Genomic DNA, 23,511 nt, shown 5'->3' on the forward strand with positions numbered 1-23,511 from the left:
CTCGCTCAGTCGTCGGTCGGTGATGCCACCGGACGCTCGGCGTCCCGCACCCGCGCGCTCAACCGACGGACGGCACCCCGGAGCGCCCGTTCCGCGTCGAGCCCGTTCGCCCGTGCTGCAGCGACCACGGCGAGGAGCTGCTCCCCCAGGGCGTCCTCGTCGTCGACGACATCGGCGACGGCCATCGGTCCGACTCCGAGCGGCACGGCCCTGCCGAGCACCTTGTCGGCCAGGGCGAGCGACGGCATCCCCTGCGGGATCCCCTCGAGCGCGCTGCTGCGCTTCGCCTTCTCCTCGGCCTTCGCGGCGTTCCAGACGCGCACCACGTCCTCCGGGGTCGGCGCTGCTTCGTCGCCGAACACGTGCGGATGACGGTGGACCATCTTGTGGGTGACGGCCTCGGCGACGTCGTCGAAGTCGAACGGTGCATCGGCGTCACGGGATGCGATCTCCGCATGGAAGACGACCTGCCACAGTACGTCGCCGAGTTCCTCGACGAGTTCGTCGCGCGTCCCGGCCTCGACCGCTTCGACGAGCTCGTAGCTCTCCTCGATGAGGTACGGCACGAGCATGTCGTGATCGATGCCCTGCGTCCACACACAGCGGTCGCGGATCTGCCGCATGGCGTCGACGAGGCGCTCAGCGGAGGTGTCGCCGACGGGCTCGCTGCTCACCGACGGGCTCCCCACGGGCGGCGGCCGTCGGTGCTGCCGGTCTTCGAGATCAATCGCGCGATCCGGTCGCGCGCTTCGGTGAAAGGCGGGTAGACGAGCGACAGCGTGTCCGGAGACAGCGGCTTGGAGAACACCGCCTTCGCGTGACTGAACGTGTCGAAGGAATGGCGACCGTGATACGCGCCCATTCCGCTGGCCCCGACACCGCCGAACGGCAGACCCGGCACGAGGAGGTGGGCGGCCGGCACGCCGAACGCCAACGCGCCGGAGGAGGTGTCGCGCGTGAACCGCTTCCGCGTGGCGCGGTCATCGCTGAAGACGTAGAGCGCGAGCGGTTTCTCCCCCGCCCGGATGTGCGCGATGGCCTGTTCGAGCCCGGACACGTGGAGGATCGGCAGGATCGGACCGAAGATCTCCTCCTGCATGATCGACGCCGAAGCGTCGACGCCGTTCACGACGGTCGGGGCGATGTACCGTTCCGAGGCGTCGACCTCGCCGCCGAGGGCCGGTTCGAGACCGTCGAGCAGACCGCTGACCCGGTCGAAGTGCCTGTCGGAGATGATGCGGCCGTAGTCGGCACTGTCGGCGGGGTCCGGGCCGTAGAGGGCTGCGATCGCGTCGCGCAGGTACGGGACGAGCCGATCGGCGACCGACCGCGTCGCGAGCAGGTAGTCGGGGGCGACGCAGGTCTGGCCGGCGTTCATGAGCTTGCCCCAGACGATCCGGCGGGCCGCATCCGCGAGGTCGACGGTGTCGTCGACGTACACCGGCGACTTCCCGCCGAGTTCCAGGGTGATCGGGGTCAGATGCTCCGCCGCGGCCCGGGCGACGACCTTGCCCACGGTGGCGCCACCCGTGTAGAAGATGTGGTCGAACCGCTCGGCGAGGAGGGCGGTGGCGACCGCCGCATCGCCCTCGACGACCGCGACGGCACGGTCGTCGAGGTACTCCGGGAGGAGGCGCGCGAGTGCGGCGCTCGTGGCGGGGGCGAGCTCGCTGGGCTTCAGCAGGACGGCGTCACCCGCGGCGAGCGCCCCGATGACGGGACCGATGCAGAGCTGGACCGGATAGTTCCACGGGCCGATGACGAGGACGACGCCGACCGGTTCCGCCACGACCGATGCCGACGCCGGGGCGAGGGTGAGCGGCACCGCAACGCGTCGAGGCCGTACCCAGCGCTTGAGGTGTTTCAGCGTGTGATCGATCTCGCCGACGAGGAGGCCGATCTCCGTGATCTGCGCCTCGGTGCCGCTCTTGCCCAGGTCGGTCGCCAGCGCCCGCTCGAGCTCGCCACCGCGTTCGAGGAGCAGTTGCTTCAGCGCTCGGAGTTGACGGAGCCGCCAGGCCACGGGCTTCGTGGTGCCGCGGTCGAAGGTCTGTCGGAGCCGGGCCACGGCGTCGGCCACGACCACCTTCGGCTCCTGCTTCGTCCGGATGCTGGTCGCCATGGGTTCCTCCGACTCGACGGGATCGTGGGCACCAGCATACGTCCGTCCGCAGGCCGACGGCCTGGCCCGTCGACCGGCTACCCGACGCCCGGAGTCGCGAGGAAGCGGTCGACGTCCGCGGCGATCTCGCGGGACTTCGTGTGGTGCAGGTAGTGGTCGGCGTCGAGCGGCACGACCTCGCCTCGGTCGACGGTCGCGGCCTGCTCCTCATGGAGCGGCAGCCACCCCTCCACCGTCGGGTTGTCCCGCTGGGCGAAGAGCAGCACCGGGAGTTCTGCCGGGAAGGTCTTCCCCTTCGCCGCTCGGAAGTTCGCCCCGATGCGCGACATCTCGTCCGAGGACGTCGCACTCGAGGTGTTGCGCAGCGAGATCATCCCGAGCTGCTCACGCGTGTGCTGGTCGTACGGCGGATCCGGGTACGGGTCGCCCGACAGCGCCGTGACGACCCGGGTGATGCCGAGCGCCTTCGCCGCACGCAGGGCGTCGACCGGCAGCGCGGCGTCCATGCCCGGCTGATCGGGCACGCTGCTGTCGATACCGACGAACGCCGTCACCTCGTCGCGGAACCGCTCGACGTAGTCCAGCGCGTAGATCCCCGCGATGGAGTGCCCCATCAACACGTACCGGTCGATGCCGAGCCCGGCGACCGCCTCGTGGATCTCGGACACGATGTTCTCGGTCGTTCGCGGCACGTCGGTCTGGTCGCTCAGCCCGTAACCGAAGGGCTCGACCACGATCACCCGGTACGACGACGAGAGCTCCCCGACGAGCGGCGAGAAGTCGAGCACGGGCGAACCGGTGCCGAAGCCGGGCAGGAGGACGATCGTCTGGTCACCGTCTCCCGTCACCGACACGTTCATGCGTTTACCGTCGACCTCGACCCGCTGCCCGTACTCCTCGATGCGCGTGGCTTCAGCAGCCGATGCGGCGGTGTTGACGATGGTGGTCGTGAGGAGCCCGGCGAGCACGAGCGCTACGAGCGCCACGACCCCGGTGAGGACGATGCGGAGGAACTTCTTCATCCCTCCACGCTAGGGATGGACGACGGCTGTCGGATCGGCCGCGGGTACCGACGCTGTCGTCCCGCGGGCCCATCTCCTGCTGCCCGCTAGGACGACGTCGAGCCCTCCGGCAGCGGGTAGATCGCGTTCAGGAACTGCTGCACCCAGGCGATGAGGTCGGTGTCGGCCAGCGGTTCGTCGCCGACGCGCGGCAACGGCACGATGACGGTGTTCGTCTGGGCCAGGTACTTCGCGCCGGGATACATGCGTCGCAACCGCGTCTGAATCGAGTCGGGGAGGTCGGCAGGGGTGACCCGCAGGTTCGGTCCGACGGCGATGAGGTCGCTGAGTCCCGAGCGCTGCGCACGCTGGCGGAGCCTCGAGACGGCGATGAGCGTGCTCACCTGCGCCGGCGGCTCGCCGTAGCGGTCGGTGAGTTCGTCGATCACGAGGTCGATCTGACCGTCCTTCGCCGCCGGCCCGGACGCGGCCGACAGCTTCTGGTAGGCCTCCAGCCGCAGCCGCTCACTGTCGACGTACTCCTCGGGGATGTGTGCGTCGACGGGTAGCTCGAGCCGGAGCTCGGTCTGCCCCTCGGCGACGTCGCCTCGGAAGGTGGACACGGCCTCGCCGATCATGCGGAGATAGAGGTCGAAGCCCACTCCCGCGATGTGGCCGGCCTGCTCACCGCCGAGCATGTTGCCGGCGCCACGGATCTCGAGGTCCTTCAGGGCGACCTGCATACCGCTGCCGAGCTCGTTGTTGGCCGCGATGGTCGAGAGCCGGTCGTGGGCGGTCTCGGAGAGCGGCTTGTGCTCGTCGTAGAGGAAGTAGGCGTAGGCGCGCTCACGACCTCGCCCGACACGACCCCGCAGCTGGTGCAGCTGGCTCAGTCCGTACTTGTCGGCGCGGTCGATGATGATCGTGTTGGCGTTCGAGATGTCGAGGCCGGTCTCGATGATCGTCGTGCAGACGAGGACGTCGAAGCGGCGCTCCCAGAAGTCGACCACGACCTGTTCGAGCGCGGCCTCGCCGAGCTGACCGTGAGCGATGGCGATGCGTGCCTCGGGGACGAGCTCCGCGAGGTCCGCCGCGACCCGGCTGATGGACGAGACCCGGTTGTGCACGAAGAAGATCTGGCCTTCGCGCAGGAGCTCGCGCCGGATCGCCGCACCGACCTGCTTGCCGTTGTACGGACCGACGAAGGACAGGATCGGGTGGCGGTCCTCCGGTGGCGTGGCGAGCGTGGACATCTCCCGGATGCCGGTGACCGCCATCTCGAGCGTGCGCGGGATCGGGGTCGCGCTCATGGCCAGGATGTCGACGTTCGTCTTCAACTTCTTGAGGGCGTCCTTGTGCTCGACACCGAACCGCTGCTCCTCGTCGATGATCACGAGACCGAGGTCCTTGAACTGCACCTTGTCCGTGAGGAGCCGGTGGGTCCCGATGATGACGTCGACCGTGCCGTCGGCGAGTCCGGCGAGCGCCTCCCGAGCCTCCTTGTCGGACTGGAACCGGCTGAGCGGCCGCAGGTGTACCGGGAACCCGGCGAACCGCTCCTGGAAGGTCTCGAAGTGCTGCTTGACGAGCAGCGTGGTCGGCACGAGCATCGCGACCTGTTTGCCGTCCTGGACGGCCTTGAACGCGGCACGGACGGCGACCTCGGTCTTCCCGAACCCCACGTCGCCGGAGAGGAGGCGGTCCATCGGGATCTCGCGCTCCATGTCGGCCTTGACCTCGTCGATGGTCTGCAGCTGGTCGGGGGTCTCCGCGAACGGGAACGCCTCCTCGAGCTCGCGCTGCCACGGGGTGTCGGGGCCGAAGGCGTGCCCCTTCGACGCCATGCGCGCCGAGTAGAGCTTGACCAGTTCGACGGCGATGTCGCGGACGGCCTTGCGCGCTTTGCTCTTCGCCTGCGACCAATCGCTGCCGCCCATCTTGCTGAGCTGCGGAGCCTCGCCGCCCACGTAGCGGGTGAGCAGGTCGAGCTGGTCCGTGGGGACGAGCAGCTTGTCGCCCGGGTAGCCGCGCTTGGAGGGTGCGTACTCGAGGACGAGGTACTCGCGGGTGCTCTTCACCGGGTTGCGTCCGCCGCTCGAGACCTCGCGCTGGGTCATCTCGACGAACTTGCCGATGCCGTGGGTCTGGTGCACGACGAAGTCGCCGGACCGGAGCTGCATCGGGTCGACGACGTTCTTGCGTCGGGTGGCGAGCTTCTTGACCAGGCGCGAGTCGTACCCGGCGGTGCGTCCGTAGAACTCGGTCTCGCCGAGCAGCATGAGCTTCGACGTCTCGAGCTCGAAGCCGCCCTCGACGTCGGCCTGCAACAGGTAGGCGACGCCGGGCTCCGGGTCGGCCGGCAGCTCGTCGACCATGCGAGCGGCGATCTCGTGCTCGGCGAGGACGTCCGCCGCGCGCTCGACGAGACCGACCCCGCGGGCGGCGACGACGACCGTCCACCCCTCGCGGATGCGGTCGGCAACGTGTTCGATGGCACCCTCGACGTTGCCGTGGAAGCTCGGCACGGTGTCGCCGTCGACCGTGACGGTGAGGAGCTCGTCGAGTTCGAGGTGCTCCGGGAGCGTCTCGACGTCGGGGCCGGCGCGGAAGCCGCTGAACGTCCACCACGGGTGGTCGGCTGCCGGCTGGCCGGGAGCGCTGAAGGTGACGGACTCCTTCAGGGCGCCCAGCGAGATGAAGTCGCCGGAGGCGAGGTCGATCGGCGCGTTCGCACCGACGGTCGCGGCGCTCCATGCGGCGGCGAGGAACTCGCGGTTCGTCTCGGCGAGGCTGATCGACCGCGTGACGACGCGCTCCGGCGACACGACGGCGACGGCCGCTCCATCCGGCAGGTAGTGGGTGATCGGGACGAGGCGGTCGACGAGGGCCGGGGAGAGCGACTCCATGCCCTCCACCGCGATGCCCTCCGCGATCTTCTCGAGGATCCCGGTGAGGCTCGGGAACTCGTGCTGCATCTCCGCGGCGCGCTGCCGGACGGCCGGGCTGAGGAGCAGTTCCCGAGACGGCGGCAGACGGATCGCGTCGACCGGCTCGGGCAGCGATCGCTGGTCGGCGACCGAGAACGCCCGGATGCCGTCGACCTCGTCGCCGAAGAACTCGACCCGGTACGGGTGGTCGGCGACCGGCGGGAAGACGTCGAGGATGCCACCGCGCAGCGCGAACTCACCACGCCGCGACACCATGTCGACCCGGGTGTACGCGAGTTCGACGAGTCGCAGCGCGATCGCGGCGAGGTCGTGTCCGCGACCGCCCTGGACCAGTTCGATCGGAGCGGTCTCGGTGAGATTGTCGGCCACGGGCTGCAGCGCGGCGCGCACCGACGCGACGAGGAGGAACGGCCGCTCCCCCGTCCAGGCGCCGAGCCGCCGCAGCGCCTCCAAGCGTCGGCCGACGATCTCGGCGCTCGGGCTGAGGCGCTCGTGCGGCAGGGTCTCCCAGGCCGGGAACTCGACGATCTCGGCCTCGGGCATGAGGTCGCTGAGCGCGGAGCGGAGGCGCTCGGAGTCGCGGCCGGTCGCGGTGACGACGAGGGCCGCCTGTGCGGCGCCCTGCCGACCGCGCTCGTCCATGAGCGACGCGAGGAGCGGTGCACGCAGCCCGTCGATCACCGAGAAGTCCGCGCTCTTGCCCGCGTACGCGAGGGCATCGTCGATCGTTGCGGCGCGCCGAAGCGCGTGAGTCAAACCCTGAAGCGTCACCGGGACAGCCTACGCCGAGCCACCGACACCCATGACCCCATCGCCCATCGGCCACCGCTGTCAATCGGCTGCGGACGACGCGTCACGCGGCATCCTCTCGCGCCGGACGCGTCATGATTGACCCATGACGAGCACGGAGCCCCGGTCAGACCGACACCCCGAACGGACCGGCGGCTTCCCGCTCCCCCCGATCCGCCAACCGGTCCGCCGGATCGGAGCGCGGACGTTCGACTTCTCGAAGCAGGTCGCGGTCATGGCGATCATCAACCGCACCCCGGACTCCTTCTTCGACCAGGGCGCGACGTTCTCACTCGACCGAGCCGTCGACGCCGCCGTGACCGCCGCAGAACAGGGCGCCGACTGGGTCGACATCGGCGGGGCCAAGTTCGCCCCCGGGCCGGAGATTCCCACCGCCGAGGAGATCGACCGCGTGCTCCCCGTCGTCGAGGCGCTCGCCGCACGGAGCGACGTCGTGATCTCCGTCGACACCTTCCGCCCCGAGGTGGCGGCGGCCTGCATCGCGGCGGGCGCCTCCGTCATCAACGACACCACGGGGATCCACGATCCGGCGCTCGCGGACGTCGTCGCAGCGAGCGAGGCCACCCTCGTCATCACGCACAGTCTCGCCAGGCCCAGGCAGCCGCATCCCCGTCCCCACTACGACGACGTCGCCGGTGAGGTCGCCGCCTTCCTCGCAGCCCGCGTCGACCTCGCGCTCTCGCGCGGCATCCCCGAGTCGCGGCTCATCGTCGACCCCGGGCACGACCTCAACAAGAACACCGTGCAGACGCTCGAACTCACCCGGCGGTTCGACGAGATCGCCGCGCTCGGGCTGCCGACGCTCGCCGCGGTCTCGAACAAGGACTTCATCGGCGAGTCCCTCGACCGGCCGAAGTCGGAACGGCTCGAGGGCTCCCTGGTGTCCGCCGCGGCGTGCGTCCTCCTCGGTGCCCGCATCGTGCGGATGCACGCCGTGCCCGAGTCGATCGCGGCCGTGCGGATGACCGAGGCGATCCTCGGCTTCCGCGCACCGGTGGCGCCCGTCCACAACGTCTGATCCGGAACCCTCGAGGAGTCACATGAGCACCCCCAGCATCACGAGCCTGGTCCCCGCGCAGGACCGACCGCTGTCGGTCGACGAGCTCGTGGCGGCCTACACCGTCGAGGACCGCTCCGTCACGACCGTCCGCGTGAACTTCGTGACGAGCCTGGACGGTGGAGCGACCGTCGACGGGGTCTCCGGCGGGCTCGGTGGCCCGGCCGACAAGACCGTGTTCGACATCCTGCGTCGACTCGCCGATGTCGTGCTCGTCGGTGCCGGGACCGTGCGCGACGAGGGCTACGGTGCCATGCGGCTCGATGTCGACGCCGCGATGTGGCGCGACGACCACGACCTCCCCCTGCACCCGGTGTTCGCGATCGTGTCGGGCTCGCTCGACCTCGACCTGCGCTCGGAGGTCTTCACCCAGGCTCCGGTCAGGCCGCTCGTCGTGACGACCGACCGCGCCGACCCCGCGAAGCGCGCGGCACTCGAGGCGGTCGCCGACGTGGTCGCGTGCGGCGAGGAACACGTCGAACCGGCGCGAGTCGTCCAGGCACTCTCCGACCGTGGTCTGCGGCAGATCCTGTGCGAGGGTGGGCCGGCGCTCTTCGGCTCGTTCATCGCCGCCGACGCCGTCGACGAACTCTGTCTGACGATCAGTCCGGCGCTCGTCGGCGGAGAGAGCGTCCGGGTCGCTGCGGGTCCCGCGTCCGAAGCACCGCGACCGATGCGGTTGCAGCACCTCCTGCGCGCCGAGGAGCTGCTGATCTCGCGGTACGTGCGCGCCTGAGCCGTCGGCTTCCGCTTCATCGGACTTCCAACCCTCGATCGTCTGATATCTCAGCACACCAGTACTGCTACGCTGGCGGCCTCCCCCATCCGATGATCTCCTGGGATGCTGCATGCGCGTTTCGACCAGCCCACTCCGTCCGATCCTGACCACGACGCTCGTGCTGGCAGTCGGATGGACCCTCTCGATGATCCAACCGGCCCCGGCCGGGGCGGCGGCCTCCGGGCCACCGACTGAGGCAGCAGGCACTCCACGCGGTGAGGTCTTCCACGAGGACTTCGAACGCGCACCCGACACCGGCACGCCCATGTCGATCCGCGATTATCTGGGCCATTCGGACCTGCGGTTCGACGCCGACGACTTCTGGACGGACCGGGCGGCATGCAACGGCTTCATCCTGTCCGCCTCGGTGACGGGCGCCGAGCCCGGCGACTGCCTCGATGCCGCGAGCGCCATGGCGAACGTCCGCGCCCTCGCCGGAGTGCTGGGCGTCCTCAACGGCACCGGTCCCGAAACCAACTCCGCCGTTGCGGCCTACACCCAGACGAACGGTCCAGACGGCGCGGTCGAACTGGAGACGACCACGCCGATCCCACTTGCCACCGGCACCGGCCGCTTCCTGACCGCCTCCGTGAACGTCGCGTCCCTGAACTGCACCGCAGCGGTGCCGACCGCACTGCAGCTGGCGCTGCGAACCTCCGACGGCGTCGAACACCCGGTGTCCGAGCAGGCGATCGATCCGTGCACGGACGACCGTGCCGAATCGTTCAGCCACGGCGGCGTCTCGGCTCATGCCGGCCACTTCGCGGCCGACTCCTCCATCCTCATCGACGGCGATTCGATCGGCGTCGTGATGCGAAACGGACGTGGCGGCGGATCGGGCAACGACCACGCCTTCGACGATCTGAGCATCATCGACGTGACCCCGACCCTCGATGTCGAGCTGCCGCAGGACACCGCCGTCGTCGGTGAGACGGTCCGTCTCCGCTTCGTCGTGCGCAACACCCCGGAACTCGCCGCGAAGGCCGGCTGGTCCGTGCGGACGGTCCTGCCCGGCGGACTCGCGGTCTCAGCGGATCCGCGAGTGACCACGAGCTGCACGGCAGAGGTGACCGCTCCTGGGGCCGGGGCCGACATCGCGTTCACCGGCGACCTCGCGGCGGGACAGGAGTCCTGCACGATCGAGGTCGACGTCACACCGGTCGCTCGCGGCTCGCTGACCGTCGCCGTGGAGGGTGATGCCGTCCGCGGGCTCGACCTCGGCTCGCAGCCGGCCCTGAGCGCCGTCGACCGGGTCGTGATCGAGAGCCCGGCATCCGGCGCCGTCGTGGAGTCCTCACGACCGACCTCCGCCGGAACGGGCGAGCCGGGCGCCGACATCGCCGTGCGCGACGGCGAGGGCCACACCCTGTGTGAGACCACCGTGGACCCGGCCGGCCGCTGGAGTTGCGCAAGCACCGATGTCGTCGAGTCCGGCGAGGCGGTCGTCCGCGTGGAGCAGACCGCCGCGGGGCTCAGCAGCACGGACGAGACCACCTATCGCGTGCTCGTCCCCGCGCTGGCCGTGGAGGGCACCGTCCACCTCGAGATCCAGGGTGCCGACGGATCGTGGGTTCCGGTCGAGGGCGAGACCGTCACGATCGACCCCGGTGACCGCTTGCGTGTCATCGCGACGGTCACGAACACCGGCGAGAACGCGCTGGGCGACATCACCCTCGCGGAGACGCCGGACACCCGCCTCACCTGCAGCAGCGAGTTCATCGAGCCTGGTGCCTCGACGGTCTGCACCAGCACTGAGCCGCTCGTCCTGACACCGACCGCACTCGACCACGGCTCGTTCTCCCACACGTTCGAGGCGGTCCTGACCGGGTATTCGCGCGCGTCGGACCTCGCCCCCACCGGGTCGGTGACGTCCGCCGTCGCCGGTCGCCTACCGCTCCCGGACGCACCCCGTGTCTCGACGGGGGCGCTCCACACCTCGCTCGGCATCGTGTGGGGGCTCGCTCCACTCCAACCGGAGGCTCCGTTGGCCCGGACGGGAGCCGAGGTCCCCAGCTCAGCCGCACTGCTCATCAGCGGGCTGCTCCTGGTGGGCGCGACGCTCGTCGGCGCCGGCACGCGTCAGGCCCGACGCGACCGCTCACCGCTCAGCTGAGCGGGCGTCAGGCGCCGTGGAACCGGGTCTGTGCAGCCAACAGGCCCTCGTTCACGAGGAGTTCGACCGCGTCCGCGGCGTCCGAAATCAGCATCGGGAGCTGCTCCCGTTCCGTTCCCGCGAAGTCCTTGAGGACGAAGTCGGCGGCGTCCTGGCGGCCCGGCGGCCTCCCGATTCCGACCCGGACCCGCAGAAATTCCGGGGTCTTCAGCGCTGAGGCGATGTCGCGGACACCGTTGTGCCCACCGTGCCCGCCGCCCTGCTTGAGCTTGATCGAGTCGAACGGGATGTCGAGCTCGTCGTGGACGGCGATGACATGGTCGGGGTCGACGGAGAAGAACTGGGCGAGCGCAGCGGTCGGGCCGCCGGAGAGGTTCATGTAACTGTTGGGCTTGCCGAGCACGAGTCTCGGGCCGCCGGGCACGAGACGCCCCTCAGCCACGCGCGCGTTGCCCTTGTGGGTCTTGAAGGTCCCGCCGATGCGCTTCGCGAGCTCGTCGAGGACCATCTGCCCGACGTTGTGCCGGTTGCGGGCGTACTGCTCGCCCGGGTTCCCGAGCCCGACGATGAGCCACGTGTCTGCAGCCATGCTGCCTTCCTGATCGAACGCCTCGGCCCGTCCGGTGAGACCGGCCAGAAACCGAGCGAACCTGCCGCCTGCCATGCTCCGAGACTATCGGGGCGGGCGGGCGACAGGTTCGTCTGCTGGAGTGGTGACTACTCGGCGGCCTCGGCCTCGGCTGCGGTCTCCTCGGCGGCGGCCTCAGCGGCCTCCGTCTCCTCGTCCACCGGAGCGGCCGGCACGGCGATCGCGACGATGAGGACGTCGGCCTCGGTGATGAGCGACGCGCCCTTCGGGAGCTCGAGGTCGCCGGCCAGGATCTGGGCGCCCTCTTCGAGGCCCTCGACGCTGACGGTGACGCGCTCGGGGATGTGGGTCGCTTCGACCTCGAGGCTCACCGTGGTGGCGTCCTGGTTGAGGATGGTGCCGGCGGCGGACTCGCCCTCGACGTGCACGGGGATGTCGACCTGGACCTTCTCGCCCTTCTTGACGACGATGAGGTCGAGGTGCTCGATGATCTGGCGCACGGGGTCCTTCTGGACGTCCTTGACCAGCGCGAGCTGGCCCTTGCCGTCGATGTCGAGCTCGAGCACCGCGTTGGACTTGCGGAGGATGAGCAGCATCTGGTGGCCGGGCAGCGAGACGTGCACGGGCTCGGTGCCGTGGCCGTAGAGCACGGCCGGGATCTTGCCGAGGGCACGGAGCTTGCGGGCTGCGCCCTTGCCGAACGATTCGCGGAGTTCCGCGGTGACCTTCAGGTCATCGGACATGATGTTCTCCTCACGGGTCTTGCACCCGGTTGGTCGTGCCGCGACGGTGCGCGGCGGAATGGATGAGTCAACTCGAACGCGTATCTGCGTGAGGAAAAGCCGGAAGCCAGACCACCGCGTCGATCACGGAAGCTGCCACGGGCCGCTTCCCTCGCCGAAGTTCAGTGGGAGAGTCTATCGCACCGCGCTGAGGCCCGCGACCGCCTCGTCCACGATCTCGTCGACGGTGGCGTCGACGTCCACGACGAACCCCGGCTCGTCGGCGTCCAGGTCCTCGAGGAGGGCGAACTGGGAGTCGAGGAGCGACGGCGGCATGAAGTGACCGCTCCTGCCCTCCATCCGGCGTCCGAGTACCTCGCGCGAGCCGTGGAGGAGCACGAACCGCACCCCTGGCGCCTCCGCGAGGATCGCCTCCCGGTAGACCCGTCGGAGTGCGGAGCAGGCCATCACGAGCCCGGTGTCCGAGGCGTCTGCCAGTGCTTTGCCCACGAGGGCGAGCCAGGGCCAGCGGTCGGGGTCCTCGAGCGGCGTGCCGGCGGCCATCTTCCGCACGTTCTCGAGCGGGTGCAGGGCGTCGGCGTCGATGAAGGGCACCCCGAGCCGGTCTGCGATCAGCACTCCGGTCGTGCTCTTCCCGGACCCGGACACGCCCATGACGACGACGAGCGGTGCATTCACACGGAACCCCCTGTGGTCTCCGGCCGTCGGCCGGTCGGCCGGCTCGTCCGACCCGCACAGCACGATACCGGACACGCCCGCACGGCCCGCTCGGACCTCACCCGCACGCGGGGTCATCAAGCGGTGGAGCGACACCTCCCTTTGCTACGGTTGCAGGACGGGCCGTGCCCGGATCGACGAGGATGTCGCCGCTGTCTGCAGCCGCCCCGTCGACTCCTGAGCACTCGGAACGCTTCCCGCATCACCCACTCTGAAGGAGAACCACATGGTGAACACCGCCGAAGCTCGCGCCAACATCGGCGTCGTCGGTCTGGCCGTCATGGGCAGCAACCTCGCGCGCAACCTGGCGAGCCGCGAGGGCAACACGGTCGCCGTGTACAACCGCTCCCCCGAACGCACCGACCTGCTCGTGAGCGAGCACCCCGAGGCCGGCTTCGTCGCGTCGAAGACCATCGAGGAGTTCGCCGCGTCGCTCTCGAAGCCACGTACCGCGATCATCATGGTGCAGGCGGGTAAGGGCACCGACGCCGTCATCCAGCAGCTCACCGAGGTCTTCGAGCCCGGCGACATCATCGTCGACGGCGGCAACGCACTCTTCACCGACACCATCCGCCGCGAGAAGGCCGTCCGCGAGACGGGCATCAACTTCGTCGGCGCCGGTATCTCCGGCGGCGAGGAGGGTGCGCTCAAGGGACCGTCGATCATGCCTGGTGGCTCCGCCGAAGCGTGGGAGACCCTCGGCCCCATCCTCAAGTCGATCGCCGCGATCGCCGAGGGTGAGCCCTGCGTCACCCACGTCGGCACCGACGGCGCCGGCCACTTCGTCAAGATGATCCACAACGGCATCGAGTACGCGGACATGCAGCTCATCGCCGAGGCCTACGACCTCATCCGTCGCGGCACCGGCAAGTCGCCGGCCGAGATCGCGGAGATCTTCGCCGAGTGGAACCGAGGCACGCTCGAGAGCTACCTGATCGAGATCACCGCCGAGGTCCTCAAGCAGGTCGACGCGAAGACCGGGCAGCCGCTCGTCGACGTGATCCTCGACCAGGCCGGCGCCAAGGGCACCGGCGCGTGGACCGTTCAGACGGCACTCGACCTCGGCATCCCGGTGTCGGGCATCGCAGAAGCCGTGTTCGCCCGTTCGCTCTCGTCGAAGCCGGCGCAGCGCGCAGCGGCCCGCGAGCTCGCCGGTCCCTCCGAGGAGTGGACCGTCGCCGACCCCGACCAGTTCGTCGAGGACGTTCGCCAGGCGCTCTACGCGTCGAAGATCATCGCCTACTCGCAGGGCTTCGACGAGATCGTCGCCGGTGCCGAGCAGTACGGCTGGGACATCAAGAAGGGCGAGATCGCGAAGATCTGGCGTGGCGGTTGCATCATCCGTGCGCAGTTCCTCAACCGGATCACCGAGGCCTACGAGGAGAACCCCGAGCTGGTCGCCCTCGTGACGGCGCCCTACTTCAGCGACGCCGTCGCGGAGGCGCAGGACAGCTGGCGCCGCGTGGTCGTCGCGGCCGCTCAGGCGGGCATCCCCTCGCCGGCGTTCTCGTCCTCGCTGTCGTACTACGACGGCCTCCGCGCCGAACGTCTGCCCGCAGCGCTCGTCCAGGGCCAGCGCGACTTCTTCGGTGCGCACACCTACAAGCGCGTCGACCTCGACGGCACGTTCCACACCCTCTGGTCGGGCGACCGCAGTGAGGTCGAGCAGGAGGGTTCGAGCCACTAGCTCGCAGCCAGCAGACGCAGAACGCCCGGTCCGAGTCGGACCGGGCGTTCTGCGTACCAGCGGAAGGTGACGCGCTACGCGGCGCCGTCGAACATGCTCGTCACGGAGCCGTCGTCGAAGACCTCGTGGATCGCACGGGCGATGAGCGGCGCGATCGAGAGGACGGTCAGCTTGTCGAAGCGCTTGGCCTCGTCGACCGGGAGGGTGTCGGTGACGACGACCGAGTCGATGGCGTCGCTCTGCAGGAGCTCCACCGCCGGGTCGGAGAACACCGCGTGGGTGGCCGCGACGACGACGCCGATGGCGCCGGCGTTCTTGAGTGCCTCGGCAGCCTTGACGATCGTGCGTCCGGTGTCGATCAGGTCGTCGACGAGCAGGCAGACCCTGCCCTCGACCTGGCCGACGATCTCGTGGACGCTGACCTGGTTGGGGACCAGCGGGTCGCGGCGCTTGTGGATGATAGCGAGCGGTGCGCCGAGCTTGTCGCTCCAGATGTCGGCCACGCGGACGCGGCCCATGTCGGGTGAGACGACCGTCAGCGTCGACGGGTCGAGCTTCGCGCGGAAGTGCTCGAGGAGGACCGGCATGGCGAAGAGGTGGTCGACGGGCCCGTCGAAGAAGCCCTGGATCTGCGCGGCGTGGAGGTCGACCGACATGATGCGGTCGGCACCGGCGGCCTTGAAGAGGTCTGCGACGAGGCGGGCGGAGATGGGCTCGCGTCCGCGACCCTTCTTGTCCTGGCGCGCGTACGGGTAGAACGGGGCGACCACGGTGATGCGCTTGGCACTCGCGCGCTTGGCCGCGTCGACCATGATGAGCTGCTCCATGAGCCACTCGTTGATCGGAGCGGTGTGCGACTGGATGACGAAGACGTCGGTGCCGCGGATGCTTTCGTCGTACCGGGCGTAGATCTCGCCGTTGGCGAAGGTCCTGGCATCGGTGGGGAGGAGCTCGGAGTCGAGCTCCGCCGCGATCGCCTCGGCGAGCTCCGGGTGGGCTCGTCCGGAGACGAGGACCAGCTGCTTCTTGTTGTCCGCCGTGATGCCTGACACAGACCCTGCCTTCTGCCGGAGTCCTCCGGCCTCACTCACGAGTCGACGTTACCAGCCGCAGCCGCGTCGTCCGACACGGCATCCGCGGTCGGTGCCGCTGAGGCGGCGCCGGCTGCCGTCGCAGCCGCCGTACCCGGGCGCTTCTGCTCGACCCAGCCCTCGACGTTGCGCTGCTGCGCAACCGTCAACGCCAGCGCCCCTGCCGGGACGTCCTTGCGGATGACGGTGCCGGCACCGGAGTATGCGCCGTCGCCGACACTGACCGGGGCGACGAGCGTGTTGTGCGCGCCGGTGCGGACGTGCGATCCGATGGTCGTGCGGTGCTTGTGCACACCGTCGTAGTTCGAGGTGATCGTGCCGGCGCCGACGTTCGACTCGACGCCGATCTCGGTGTCGCCGATGTAGCTGAGGTGCGGGACCTTGCTGCCCTCGCCGATCTGCGCGTTCTTCGTCTCCACGAAGGTGCCGATCTTGCCGCGCTCGCCGAGCACCGTGCCGGGTCGCAGGTAGGCGAACGGCCCGACCTCGGCGCCGGCGCCGATGACCGACAGCGTCGCGTCCGTGCGACGGACGCGCGCGCCCTCGCCGACCTCGGTGTCGATGAGCGTGGTGTCCGGGCCGATCGTCGCACCGGACTCGACGACCGTCGCGCCGAGGATCTGCGTCCCGGGAAGGAGGGTGACGTCGGCGTGCAGCCGCGCCTTGATGTCGATCCAGGTCGTGGCCGGGTCCTGGACGGTCACGCCGGCGAGCTGCCAGGCGCGCACGAGGAGGGCGTTCAGCTTGGCCGCGGCCGCGCTCAGCTGGGCGCGGTCGTTGATGCCCTCGACCAGCCAGGAGTCGCTCACGGGAAGCGCCGAGACCTCGGAGCCTGCGCGCCGCAGGAGGCCGATGACGTCCGTGAGGTACTTCTCCCCCTGGGCGTTGTCGGTGGTGACCTCGGCGAGCGCGTCGCGGAGCTGGCTCACACCGAAGAGGTACACGCCGGCGTTGATCTCGTTCACGGCCCGCTCGGCGTCGGTCGCGTCCTTCTGCTCGACGATGTAGTCGAGGGCGCCGGCCTCGGTGCGGATGATGCGTCCGTAGCCGGTCGCGTCGTCGGGCAGGGCCGAGAGGATCGTCGCAGCGACGTCGTGGTTGCGGTGGCGCTCGATGAGCGTGGTGAGCGTGGCCGCGTTCAGCAGCGGGACGTCGCCGTTGACCACGAGGACGTCGCCGTCGAAGTCGTCGGGCAGTGCCAGGAGCGCCTGCTCCACCGCGCGACCGGTGCCGGGCACCTCGTCCTGGTCGACGATGGTCGCACCGGGGAGCTCCGACTCGATGGCCTCGACGAGGCGGTCGCGCTCGTGGCGGACCACGGCGATGACGTGCCCGGCGTCGAGTGAGCGGGCGGTCGCCAGCACGTGCCCGACGATCGGCACGCCGCCGAGTGGGTGCAGGAGTTTCGGCAGCGCCGACTTCATTCGGGTTCCCTGGCCAGCAGCCAGGATGATGATGGCCAGACGGTCGTCGGTCACGTGTGCTCCCCCTCGGTCCGGGACTCGCCCGGTCGGTGATCGGTCGCTCCGCCACCAGGATTCGAACCTGGACCGAACAGCTCCAAAGGCTGCCGTGCTGCCGTTACACTATGGCGGACCACTCAGCCTGACGGCGGAGCGTGGTCAATTCTGCCATGGATGGACGACCATCGATTCAGCACCCGTCGCCCGATTCAGGCCGACCGGCGTCCGTGCCTCGATAATGGTGGGATGCCAGCTAGCACCGATGAGGTCGACCGGATCGTCGACGCCTGGAACCGCGAGCGCCCGGACCTCGACTTCTCGCCCCTCCAGATCCTCTCCCGTGTCGCCCGGCTGTCACGCCACCTCGACCGTGCGCGGCGGGCGGCCTTCACCCGGTCGAACCTGGAGCCGTGGGAGTTCGACGTCCTCGCGGCGCTCCGTCGCGCCGGCTCCCCCTACCGGCTGAGTCCGAAGGCCCTCCTGCTCCAGACGCTCGTCTCGAGCGGCACGATGACGAACCGCATCGACCGCCTCGTCGAGCGCGGACTCGTCGAACGCCAGGGCGACCCCAATGACGGCCGCGGCATCCTCGTGCAGATGACGAACGCGGGACTCAACACGGTCGACGCGGCCATCACGCGCCTCGTCGACGCCGAGGCGGACCTGCTCGACGGCCTGAGCTCGACCGAGCAGGCCCGGCTGACCGTCCTGCTGCGGAAGCTCAGCCTCGACTTCGACTAGCTACCGCCGGAGGACCTTCCGGGCCAACCAGTTGCCGAAGAACTGGATGAGCTGCACGAGCAGGATGATGATGATCACCGCGGCCCACGTGACGACCGGCTCGAACTGCCGGAAGCCGTACTGGATCGCGAAGGCACCGAGCCCGCCGCCGCCGATGAAGCCCGCGACCGCCGACATGTCGACGATGACCACGAACACGAAGGTGTAGCCGAGGATCAGCGGACCGAGCGCCTCCGGGAGGACGATGCTCAGCAACGTCCGGAGCCGGCTCGCTCCCGCGGCACGCGAGGCCTCGATGACACCGGGCGACACCGTCAGCAGGTTCTGCTCGACGATGCGGCTGATGCCGAAGGTCGCCGCCAGGGAGATGATGAAGATGAAGGCGTTCGCTCCGATGCCGGTGCCGATCACGAGTCGTGAGAGCGGCTGGGCGGCTGCGAGGAAGATGATGAACGGGATCGGCCGGAAGATGTTCACGATCACGTTGAGCACGCCGTAGAGCACCGGGTGCGAGTACAGGTTGCCGGGCCGCGTCACGTAGAGCCCGGTGCCGACGACGAGTCCGGCGATCCCACCGAAGAGCAGGCTGAAGGAGACGAGGTAGAGGGTCTCGACGGTCGCGTCGCCGAGCTTCGGGAGCAGATCGATCAGTGCGTCCATGTCAGCGCACCTCCGTCACGGTGGCCTGGGATCCGATGGCGGTCAGCGCTCCGTCGATCGTCTGGTCATCGCCGCGGAGGGCGAGCGTCAGGTGGCCGAACGCGCGACCCTGGATGTCGTTGATCCCGCCGTACACGAGCTCGAAGTCGACGCCCGCCTGCGCGAGCGTGAGGAAGACGCCCGCCTGCGAGGCGTCGCCGTCGCGGAAGGACAGGGTGACGATGCGCCCGACGTGTCGTTCCTTGAGCACCGACAGCTCGGCCGGTGACGGGACGCCCTTGATGACCGTCGACACGAAGCGCTTGGACGCGGCGTGCTGCGGGTCGGAGAACACCTCGAAGACGTCGCCCTGCTCGATGACCTTGCCGCGCTCCATGACGGCGACCTTCGTCGCGAGCGACTGGATCACCTCCATCTCGTGGGTGATCACGACGATGGTCACACCGAGGTCGCGGTTCACCTGCTTGAGCAGCGCGAGGACCTCCTGCGTGGTCTCGGGGTCGAGGGCGCTCGTCGCCTCGTCCGCGAGCAGGATCCGGGGCGAGGTCGCCAGCGCGCGAGCGATGCCGACGCGCTGCTTCTGTCCGCCGGAGAGCTGGTCGGGGTAGTTGTCGGCCTTGTCGGCCAGCCCGACGAACGTGAGCAACTCGTCGACCCGGGTGCGGATCTCCGCGCGGGGACGTCCGGCGACCTCGAGCGGGTACGCGATGTTCTTCCGCACCGACTTGGAGTTGAAGAGGTTGAACTGCTGGAAGATCATCCCGATGCCGAGGCGGAGGTCGCGGAGACCGCGCTCCGAGAGCGTCGTCACCTCGGTGCCGTCGACGACGATGCTCCCCGACGTCGCGGGCTCGAGCGCGTTGATGAGGCGGACGAGGGTCGACTTGCCGGCTCCCGAGTAGCCGATGATCCCGAAGACGTCACCGGCCTCGATGTCGAGGTCGACGCCGTCGATCGCGGCGATCGGTGCGGCGCCCTTCTGCGGAGACGGGTAGCGCTTGGCGACGTCTCGGAGGCTGACGAGTGGCATGGGGGTGTCCTCGGTGTGTCGGGTGATCAGGAGGCGGTGGAACGACGAAGCGTTCCTGTGGGAGCGGATGACAGCCTCCCACAGGAACGCTCTGAACGTCGGATCAGCCCTTGGCCTTGATGTCCTTCTGGACGGTCTCGAGCGACTTCACGAGGTCCTTGACCGGGGTCTTCAGCGGAACCGCGGTACCGCCGGAGTTCTCCACGACGCCGTCGATGACGGACTTCGTGTCCTGGTAGATCTTCACGAGCTTCGCGTACGTCTCGTTGTCGGCGTCGGCGGCCTTCGCGGCGAAGATGTTGACGTACGGCAGCGCGTTCGGGTCGGACGGGTCGTCCTCGGCGATCGCGTCGGACGCCTTCAGACCGGAGTCGTTGATGAAGTCGTTGTTGATGATCGCGCCGGTGACGTCAGGCAGCGAGGTCGGCGTCAGCGAGGCCTCGAGCGAGGTGACGGTGACCTTCGACTTGTCGGCGATGATGTCGTCGGGCGTCGAGAAGATGTTGCCGCCGTCCTTCAGCTCCAGCAGGCCTGCGGACTGCAGGACCAGGAGCGCACGAGCCTGGTTGCTCTCGTCGTTCGGGATGGCGATCGTGTCGCCCTTCTTGATGTCCTTGACGCTGTCGACCTTGGTCGAGTAGAGGCCGAGGGGGTAGATCGCCGTCGAGCCGATGGGCGTGAGGTCCTCTCCGGAGGCCTCGTTGTACTGCGCGAGGTAGACGATGTGCTGGAACTGGTTGAGGTCGATCTCGCCCTCGGTGAGCGCCGGGTTCGGCTGCGTGTACTCGCCGAAGTCGACGATGTCGACGAAGATGCCCTCCTTCTCGGCGGCCTCCTTGTACGTCTCCCAGTAGGGGTCGCTCGCGCCGACGACGCCGATCTTGACGGGGTTCGCCTCGGTGCCCTTGTCTTCAGCGGCGGCGCCTGAGCCTGCGCCGCCGGCGCATCCGGCGAGGAGCGCGAGGGCGGGGATGATGGCCAGTCCGGCCAGAAGCTTCTTCGAGAAGGTCATTGCTGTGATTCCTCTTTCGGGTGGTGCGCGCCGGTGGACGCTGATTCGACGGTACGTCGGCCTAGCAGGGATGACGAACCGGTGCGTAACACTTCGGAACAGAGCGGCGATCGACGGATCGGCGTGCGCCGAGTGGGCTATTCGACGAGCTCGGAGAGCTCCAGCCAGCGGACCTCGAGGTCGGCGATCTCGCCGTACATGGCCTGGATCTTGGCACCGAGCGCGGTGATCCCGGCGAAGTCGCTCTGGTCGTGGACCGCGACCTTCTCGTGCGCCTGCTCGATCTGGCCGTTGAGCTTGTGGAGCTTGCGGTCGATCGCCTTGATCTCCTGCTGCGCGTTCCGGAGCTCCGCACCGCTCAGCTTCGGCGTCTTCTTGGTCGGGCCACCGCCGGAGGCCGTCGGGCGGTCGTGCTCCTGCGAGCGACTGCCTGCCGTCCCGGCGTTGAGCTCCAGGTATTGGTCGATGCCGCCGGGCAGGTGCCGGAAGTGGCCGTCCATGATCGCGTACTGCTGGTCGGTCACCCGCTCGAGGAAATACCGGTCGTGCGAGACGACGAGCAGCGTGCCCGGCCACGAGTCGAGGAGGTCCTCCATGGCGGCGAGCATGTCGGTGTCGAGGTCGTTGGTGGGTTCGTCGAGCACGAGGACGTTCGGCTCGTCGAGGAGGATGAGCAGGAGCTGCAGGCGGCGGCGCTGACCACCCGAGAGGTCCTTGACGGGGGTGGAGAGCTGAGCGCTCGTGAAGCCGAGGCGTTCGAGCAGCTGCCCCGGGGTCATCTCCTTGCCACCGGCGACGTAGCTCGTGCGCTTCCGCCCGATGACGTCGCTCACGCGGTCCTGCTCGTACTCGGCGAGCTCGTCGAGCTGCTGCGTGAGCGTCGCGACCTGGACGGTCTTGCCACGCTTGACGCGACCCTCGGTCGCTTCGACCTCGCCCGTGACGAGCCCGAGCAGGGTGGACTTGCCGGCGCCGTTCACGCCGAGGATGCCGGTGCGCTCGCCCGGGGCGATGCGCCACTCGACGTCCTTGATGACCGTCCGGTCGCCGTAGGACACGGTGACGTCGAGGATGTCGACGACGTCCTTGCCCAAGCGGGCGGTCGCCATGCCGGCCAGCTCGACCGTGTTGCGCACGGGCGGCTCGTCGGCGATGAGCGCGTTGGCGGCCTCGATGCGGAACTTCGGCTTGGCCGTCCGGGCGGGAGCGCCGCGGCGCAGCCAGGCCAGCTCCTTCTTCATGAGGTTCTGACGCTTGGCCTCGGAGACCGCGGCGGAGCGGTCGCGCTCGACGCGCTGCAGGACGTACGCCGCGTACCCACCCTCGAAGGGTTCGACGACGCGGTCGTGCACCTCCCACGTGGCCGTGCAGATGGCGTCGAGGAACCACCGGTCGTGGGTCACGACGAGCAGGCCGCCGGAGTTCTTCGACCAGCGGCGGTTGAGGTGCTGCGCGAGCCAGGTGATGCCCTCGACGTCGAGGTGGTTCGTGGGCTCGTCGAGGAAGAGGATGTCGTGGTCGCCCACGAGTAGGGCGGCGAGCGCGACCCGGCGACGCTGCCCACCGCTGAGGTCGGCGACGAGGGCGTCCCAGGCGATGTCGGAGGCGAGGCCGGAGATGACGTCGCGGACCTTCGGGTCGCCCGCCCACTCGTGCTCGTCGAAACCGCCGACGATGGTCTGGCCGACGGTTTTGTCGTGGTCCAGGGTGTCGGACTGGTCGAGCACGCCGACCGTGACGCCGTTGCGCACCGTCACGCGGCCGGAGTCGGGCTCCTTGCGGCCGGCGAGGAGGCCGAGGAGCGTGGACTTGCCGTCGCCGTTGCGGCCGACGATGCCGATGCGGTCGCCCTCGTTCACCCCGATCGTGATGCCGTCGAAGACGACCTTGGTCGGGTACTCGAGGTGGAGCGCTTCAGCGCCGAGAAGGTGTGCCATATCCGGTCAACGATACCGGGCCCGGACGTCGACCACCGCCTGTGCACCGTAGGCTGCACGGGTGCCTCTGTTCTCCCGTTCCCGCCGACTGCCGTTCGGCGGCCGCGACGCCCGGATCACCCTCCTCGACAAGCGGACGCTGCGCTACGAACTCAGCGTCGACGACATCCCGCAGTCGGTGGTCTCCCTCGCGGATCCCCGCTCGCTCGAGTACCCGTACATCCGGCACATCGCACGAGTGATCGACGCCGAGGCCCCGGCGGGCGAGGAGCTCTTCGTCGTCCACCTCGGAGCCGGAGCGCTGACGCTCCCCCGCTACGTCCAGGCGACGCGTCCGGGATCGCCGCAGCTCGTCGTCGAGTTCGAACCGGAGCTGTTCACCGGGATGCTGGAGGCGCTGCCGCTCCCGGACGGTCATCGGGTCGAGGTCCGCTTCGGTGACGCCAGGGCCGTCGCGGACGAGCCGATCGACGAAGCCGCCACCGCCGGCGCGGACGTCCCAGCGTGGCGGGACGCGAAGGTGACCGTCGTCGACCTCTGGGATGCGGCGGTGATCCACCGTCGGGTCGCGAGCCTCGAGTTCTACCGCCGAGTGGCGGCGCGCTCGGCGGACGACGGCGTGATCGCGGTGAACCTGCTCGACGGCAGCCCGTTCGACTACTCACGACGCCAGGCGGCGACGCTGCGAGCCGTGTTCGCCCACGTCGCCGTCGTCCTCGACTTCGATCCGGTCGACGACGAGGGGCCACTCGGCAACGTCGTCGTCTTCGCGAGCGACGCACCGCTCGCGGCCGTGACGCACCCGCAGCTCTTCGGCGCTCCCGCCCCCGAGCAGCTGCACGGTGACGCCCTGACGGCCTGGATCGACGGCGCGACGATCATGACCGACGCCGACGGCGAGGACTCCCCCGACCCGGACGACCCTCGCTGGGACTGACGACCGGACCGTCAGCGGGCCCCTCCCTATGCGCGCTCAGCCCATTGCGCTACGGTGGGCGTAGCGCAATCGACC

19 protein-coding genes and 1 tRNA gene are annotated in these 23,511 nt (G+C 69.4%); 6 read left to right on the forward strand and 14 right to left on the reverse strand.

What is annotated here, in order from left to right; translation table 11 throughout:
* Nucleotides 1-5 precede the first annotated feature (5 nt).
* The 4 genes from QRN44_RS13065 to mfd all read right to left on the reverse strand — a co-directional run bounded on the left by QRN44_RS13065 (nucleotide 6) and on the right by mfd (nucleotide 6,842).
* Nucleotides 6-674 carry a nucleoside triphosphate pyrophosphohydrolase gene (locus QRN44_RS13065; RefSeq protein WP_285039329.1) on the reverse strand — a complete coding sequence of 223 codons (669 nt, stop codon included), beginning with the start codon at nucleotides 672-674 and terminating at the stop codon, nucleotides 6-8.
* Complete coding sequence (locus QRN44_RS13070) at nucleotides 671-2,122, reverse strand: aldehyde dehydrogenase family protein (protein ID WP_285039330.1); 1,452 nt, start codon at nucleotides 2,120-2,122, stop codon at nucleotides 671-673. Before QRN44_RS13070 ends, QRN44_RS13065 begins: the two co-directional genes overlap by 4 nt.
* 77 nt (nucleotides 2,123-2,199) lie before the next feature.
* Nucleotides 2,200-3,144: an alpha/beta fold hydrolase gene (locus QRN44_RS13075; RefSeq protein WP_285039331.1), complete on the reverse strand. Its 945-nt coding sequence runs from the start codon at nucleotides 3,142-3,144 to the stop codon at nucleotides 2,200-2,202.
* 86 nt (nucleotides 3,145-3,230) lie between these two features.
* Nucleotides 3,231-6,842, reverse strand: a complete 3,612-nt coding sequence (gene mfd, locus QRN44_RS13080; protein ID WP_121289903.1) for a transcription-repair coupling factor — start codon at nucleotides 6,840-6,842, stop codon at nucleotides 3,231-3,233.
* Between the two features lie 124 nt (nucleotides 6,843-6,966).
* On the opposite strand from mfd, the gene folP reads away from it, so the two are divergent.
* The 3 genes from folP to QRN44_RS13095 all read left to right on the forward strand — a co-directional run bounded on the left by folP (nucleotide 6,967) and on the right by QRN44_RS13095 (nucleotide 10,829).
* Entirely contained in the window at nucleotides 6,967-7,899 is a 933-nt protein-coding gene (gene folP, locus QRN44_RS13085; protein WP_121289901.1) for a dihydropteroate synthase, read from the forward strand.
* A 22-nt stretch (nucleotides 7,900-7,921) separates the two neighbouring features.
* A complete protein-coding gene (locus QRN44_RS13090; RefSeq protein WP_121289899.1) occupies nucleotides 7,922-8,674 on the forward strand; it encodes a pyrimidine reductase family protein in 753 nt (250 codons plus the stop codon).
* Between the two features lie 112 nt (nucleotides 8,675-8,786).
* Nucleotides 8,787-10,829, forward strand: a complete 2,043-nt coding sequence (locus QRN44_RS13095; protein WP_285039332.1) for a DUF7933 domain-containing protein — start codon at nucleotides 8,787-8,789, stop codon at nucleotides 10,827-10,829.
* Nucleotides 10,830-10,836: 7 nt separating this feature from the next.
* On the opposite strand, the gene pth is transcribed toward QRN44_RS13095, so the two are convergent.
* The 3 genes from pth to QRN44_RS13110 form a co-directional block, all read right to left on the reverse strand.
* Nucleotides 10,837-11,418 carry an aminoacyl-tRNA hydrolase gene (gene pth, locus QRN44_RS13100; RefSeq protein WP_285039333.1) on the reverse strand — a complete coding sequence of 194 codons (582 nt, stop codon included), beginning with the start codon at nucleotides 11,416-11,418 and terminating at the stop codon, nucleotides 10,837-10,839.
* A gap of 128 nt (nucleotides 11,419-11,546) precedes the next feature.
* Complete coding sequence (locus QRN44_RS13105; RefSeq protein WP_064296478.1) at nucleotides 11,547-12,161, reverse strand: 50S ribosomal protein L25/general stress protein Ctc; 615 nt, start codon at nucleotides 12,159-12,161, stop codon at nucleotides 11,547-11,549.
* A 174-nt stretch (nucleotides 12,162-12,335) separates the two neighbouring features.
* Complete coding sequence (locus QRN44_RS13110; RefSeq protein ID WP_285039334.1) at nucleotides 12,336-12,839, reverse strand: gluconokinase; 504 nt, start codon at nucleotides 12,837-12,839, stop codon at nucleotides 12,336-12,338.
* Nucleotides 12,840-13,104: 265 nt separating this feature from the next.
* On the opposite strand from QRN44_RS13110, the gene gnd reads away from it, so the two are divergent.
* Nucleotides 13,105-14,565 carry an NADP-dependent phosphogluconate dehydrogenase gene (gene gnd, locus QRN44_RS13115; RefSeq protein WP_121289895.1) on the forward strand — a complete coding sequence of 487 codons (1,461 nt, stop codon included), beginning with the start codon at nucleotides 13,105-13,107 and terminating at the stop codon, nucleotides 14,563-14,565.
* Nucleotides 14,566-14,639: 74 nt separating this feature from the next.
* Here the strand turns inward: gnd and QRN44_RS13120 are convergent, their stop codons facing one another.
* The 3 genes from QRN44_RS13120 to QRN44_RS13130 all read right to left on the reverse strand — a co-directional run bounded on the left by QRN44_RS13120 (nucleotide 14,640) and on the right by QRN44_RS13130 (nucleotide 17,252).
* The gene (locus QRN44_RS13120) at nucleotides 14,640-15,617 is read right to left on the reverse strand and encodes a ribose-phosphate diphosphokinase (protein WP_064296480.1); all 978 of its coding nucleotides are present in this window, start codon (nucleotides 15,615-15,617) and stop codon (nucleotides 14,640-14,642) included.
* Between the two features lie 35 nt (nucleotides 15,618-15,652).
* The gene (glmU, locus tag QRN44_RS13125) at nucleotides 15,653-17,134 is read right to left on the reverse strand and encodes a bifunctional UDP-N-acetylglucosamine diphosphorylase/glucosamine-1-phosphate N-acetyltransferase GlmU (protein ID WP_285039335.1); all 1,482 of its coding nucleotides are present in this window, start codon (nucleotides 17,132-17,134) and stop codon (nucleotides 15,653-15,655) included.
* Between the two features lie 46 nt (nucleotides 17,135-17,180).
* Nucleotides 17,181-17,252, reverse strand: a tRNA-Gln gene (locus QRN44_RS13130).
* Between the two features lie 113 nt (nucleotides 17,253-17,365).
* Between QRN44_RS13130 and QRN44_RS13135 the strand changes: the two genes are divergently transcribed.
* Nucleotides 17,366-17,860: a MarR family winged helix-turn-helix transcriptional regulator gene (locus tag QRN44_RS13135; RefSeq protein WP_064296482.1), complete on the forward strand. Its 495-nt coding sequence runs from the start codon at nucleotides 17,366-17,368 to the stop codon at nucleotides 17,858-17,860.
* Here the strand turns inward: QRN44_RS13135 and QRN44_RS13140 are convergent, their stop codons facing one another.
* The 4 genes from QRN44_RS13140 to QRN44_RS13155 form a co-directional block, all read right to left on the reverse strand.
* Nucleotides 17,861-18,520: a methionine ABC transporter permease gene (locus QRN44_RS13140; protein ID WP_056007493.1), complete on the reverse strand. Its 660-nt coding sequence runs from the start codon at nucleotides 18,518-18,520 to the stop codon at nucleotides 17,861-17,863.
* A gap of 1 nt (nucleotide 18,521) precedes the next feature.
* Nucleotides 18,522-19,550: a methionine ABC transporter ATP-binding protein gene (locus QRN44_RS13145; RefSeq protein WP_121289891.1), complete on the reverse strand. Its 1,029-nt coding sequence runs from the start codon at nucleotides 19,548-19,550 to the stop codon at nucleotides 18,522-18,524.
* A 103-nt stretch (nucleotides 19,551-19,653) separates the two neighbouring features.
* Nucleotides 19,654-20,562: a MetQ/NlpA family ABC transporter substrate-binding protein gene (locus QRN44_RS13150; protein ID WP_175116165.1), complete on the reverse strand. Its 909-nt coding sequence runs from the start codon at nucleotides 20,560-20,562 to the stop codon at nucleotides 19,654-19,656.
* Between the two features lie 137 nt (nucleotides 20,563-20,699).
* A complete protein-coding gene (locus QRN44_RS13155) occupies nucleotides 20,700-22,499 on the reverse strand; it encodes an ABC-F family ATP-binding cassette domain-containing protein (protein WP_121289887.1) in 1,800 nt (599 codons plus the stop codon).
* 61 nt (nucleotides 22,500-22,560) lie between these two features.
* Between QRN44_RS13155 and QRN44_RS13160 the strand changes: the two genes are divergently transcribed.
* Nucleotides 22,561-23,436, forward strand: coding sequence for a spermidine synthase (locus tag QRN44_RS13160; protein WP_121289885.1), 876 nt, complete (start codon nucleotides 22,561-22,563; stop codon nucleotides 23,434-23,436).
* Nucleotides 23,437-23,511 lie beyond the last annotated feature (75 nt).

This window comes from Plantibacter sp. lyk4-40-MEA-4, assembly GCF_030209415.1.
Lineage (GTDB): Bacteria > Actinomycetota > Actinomycetes > Actinomycetales > Microbacteriaceae > Plantibacter > Plantibacter flavus_A.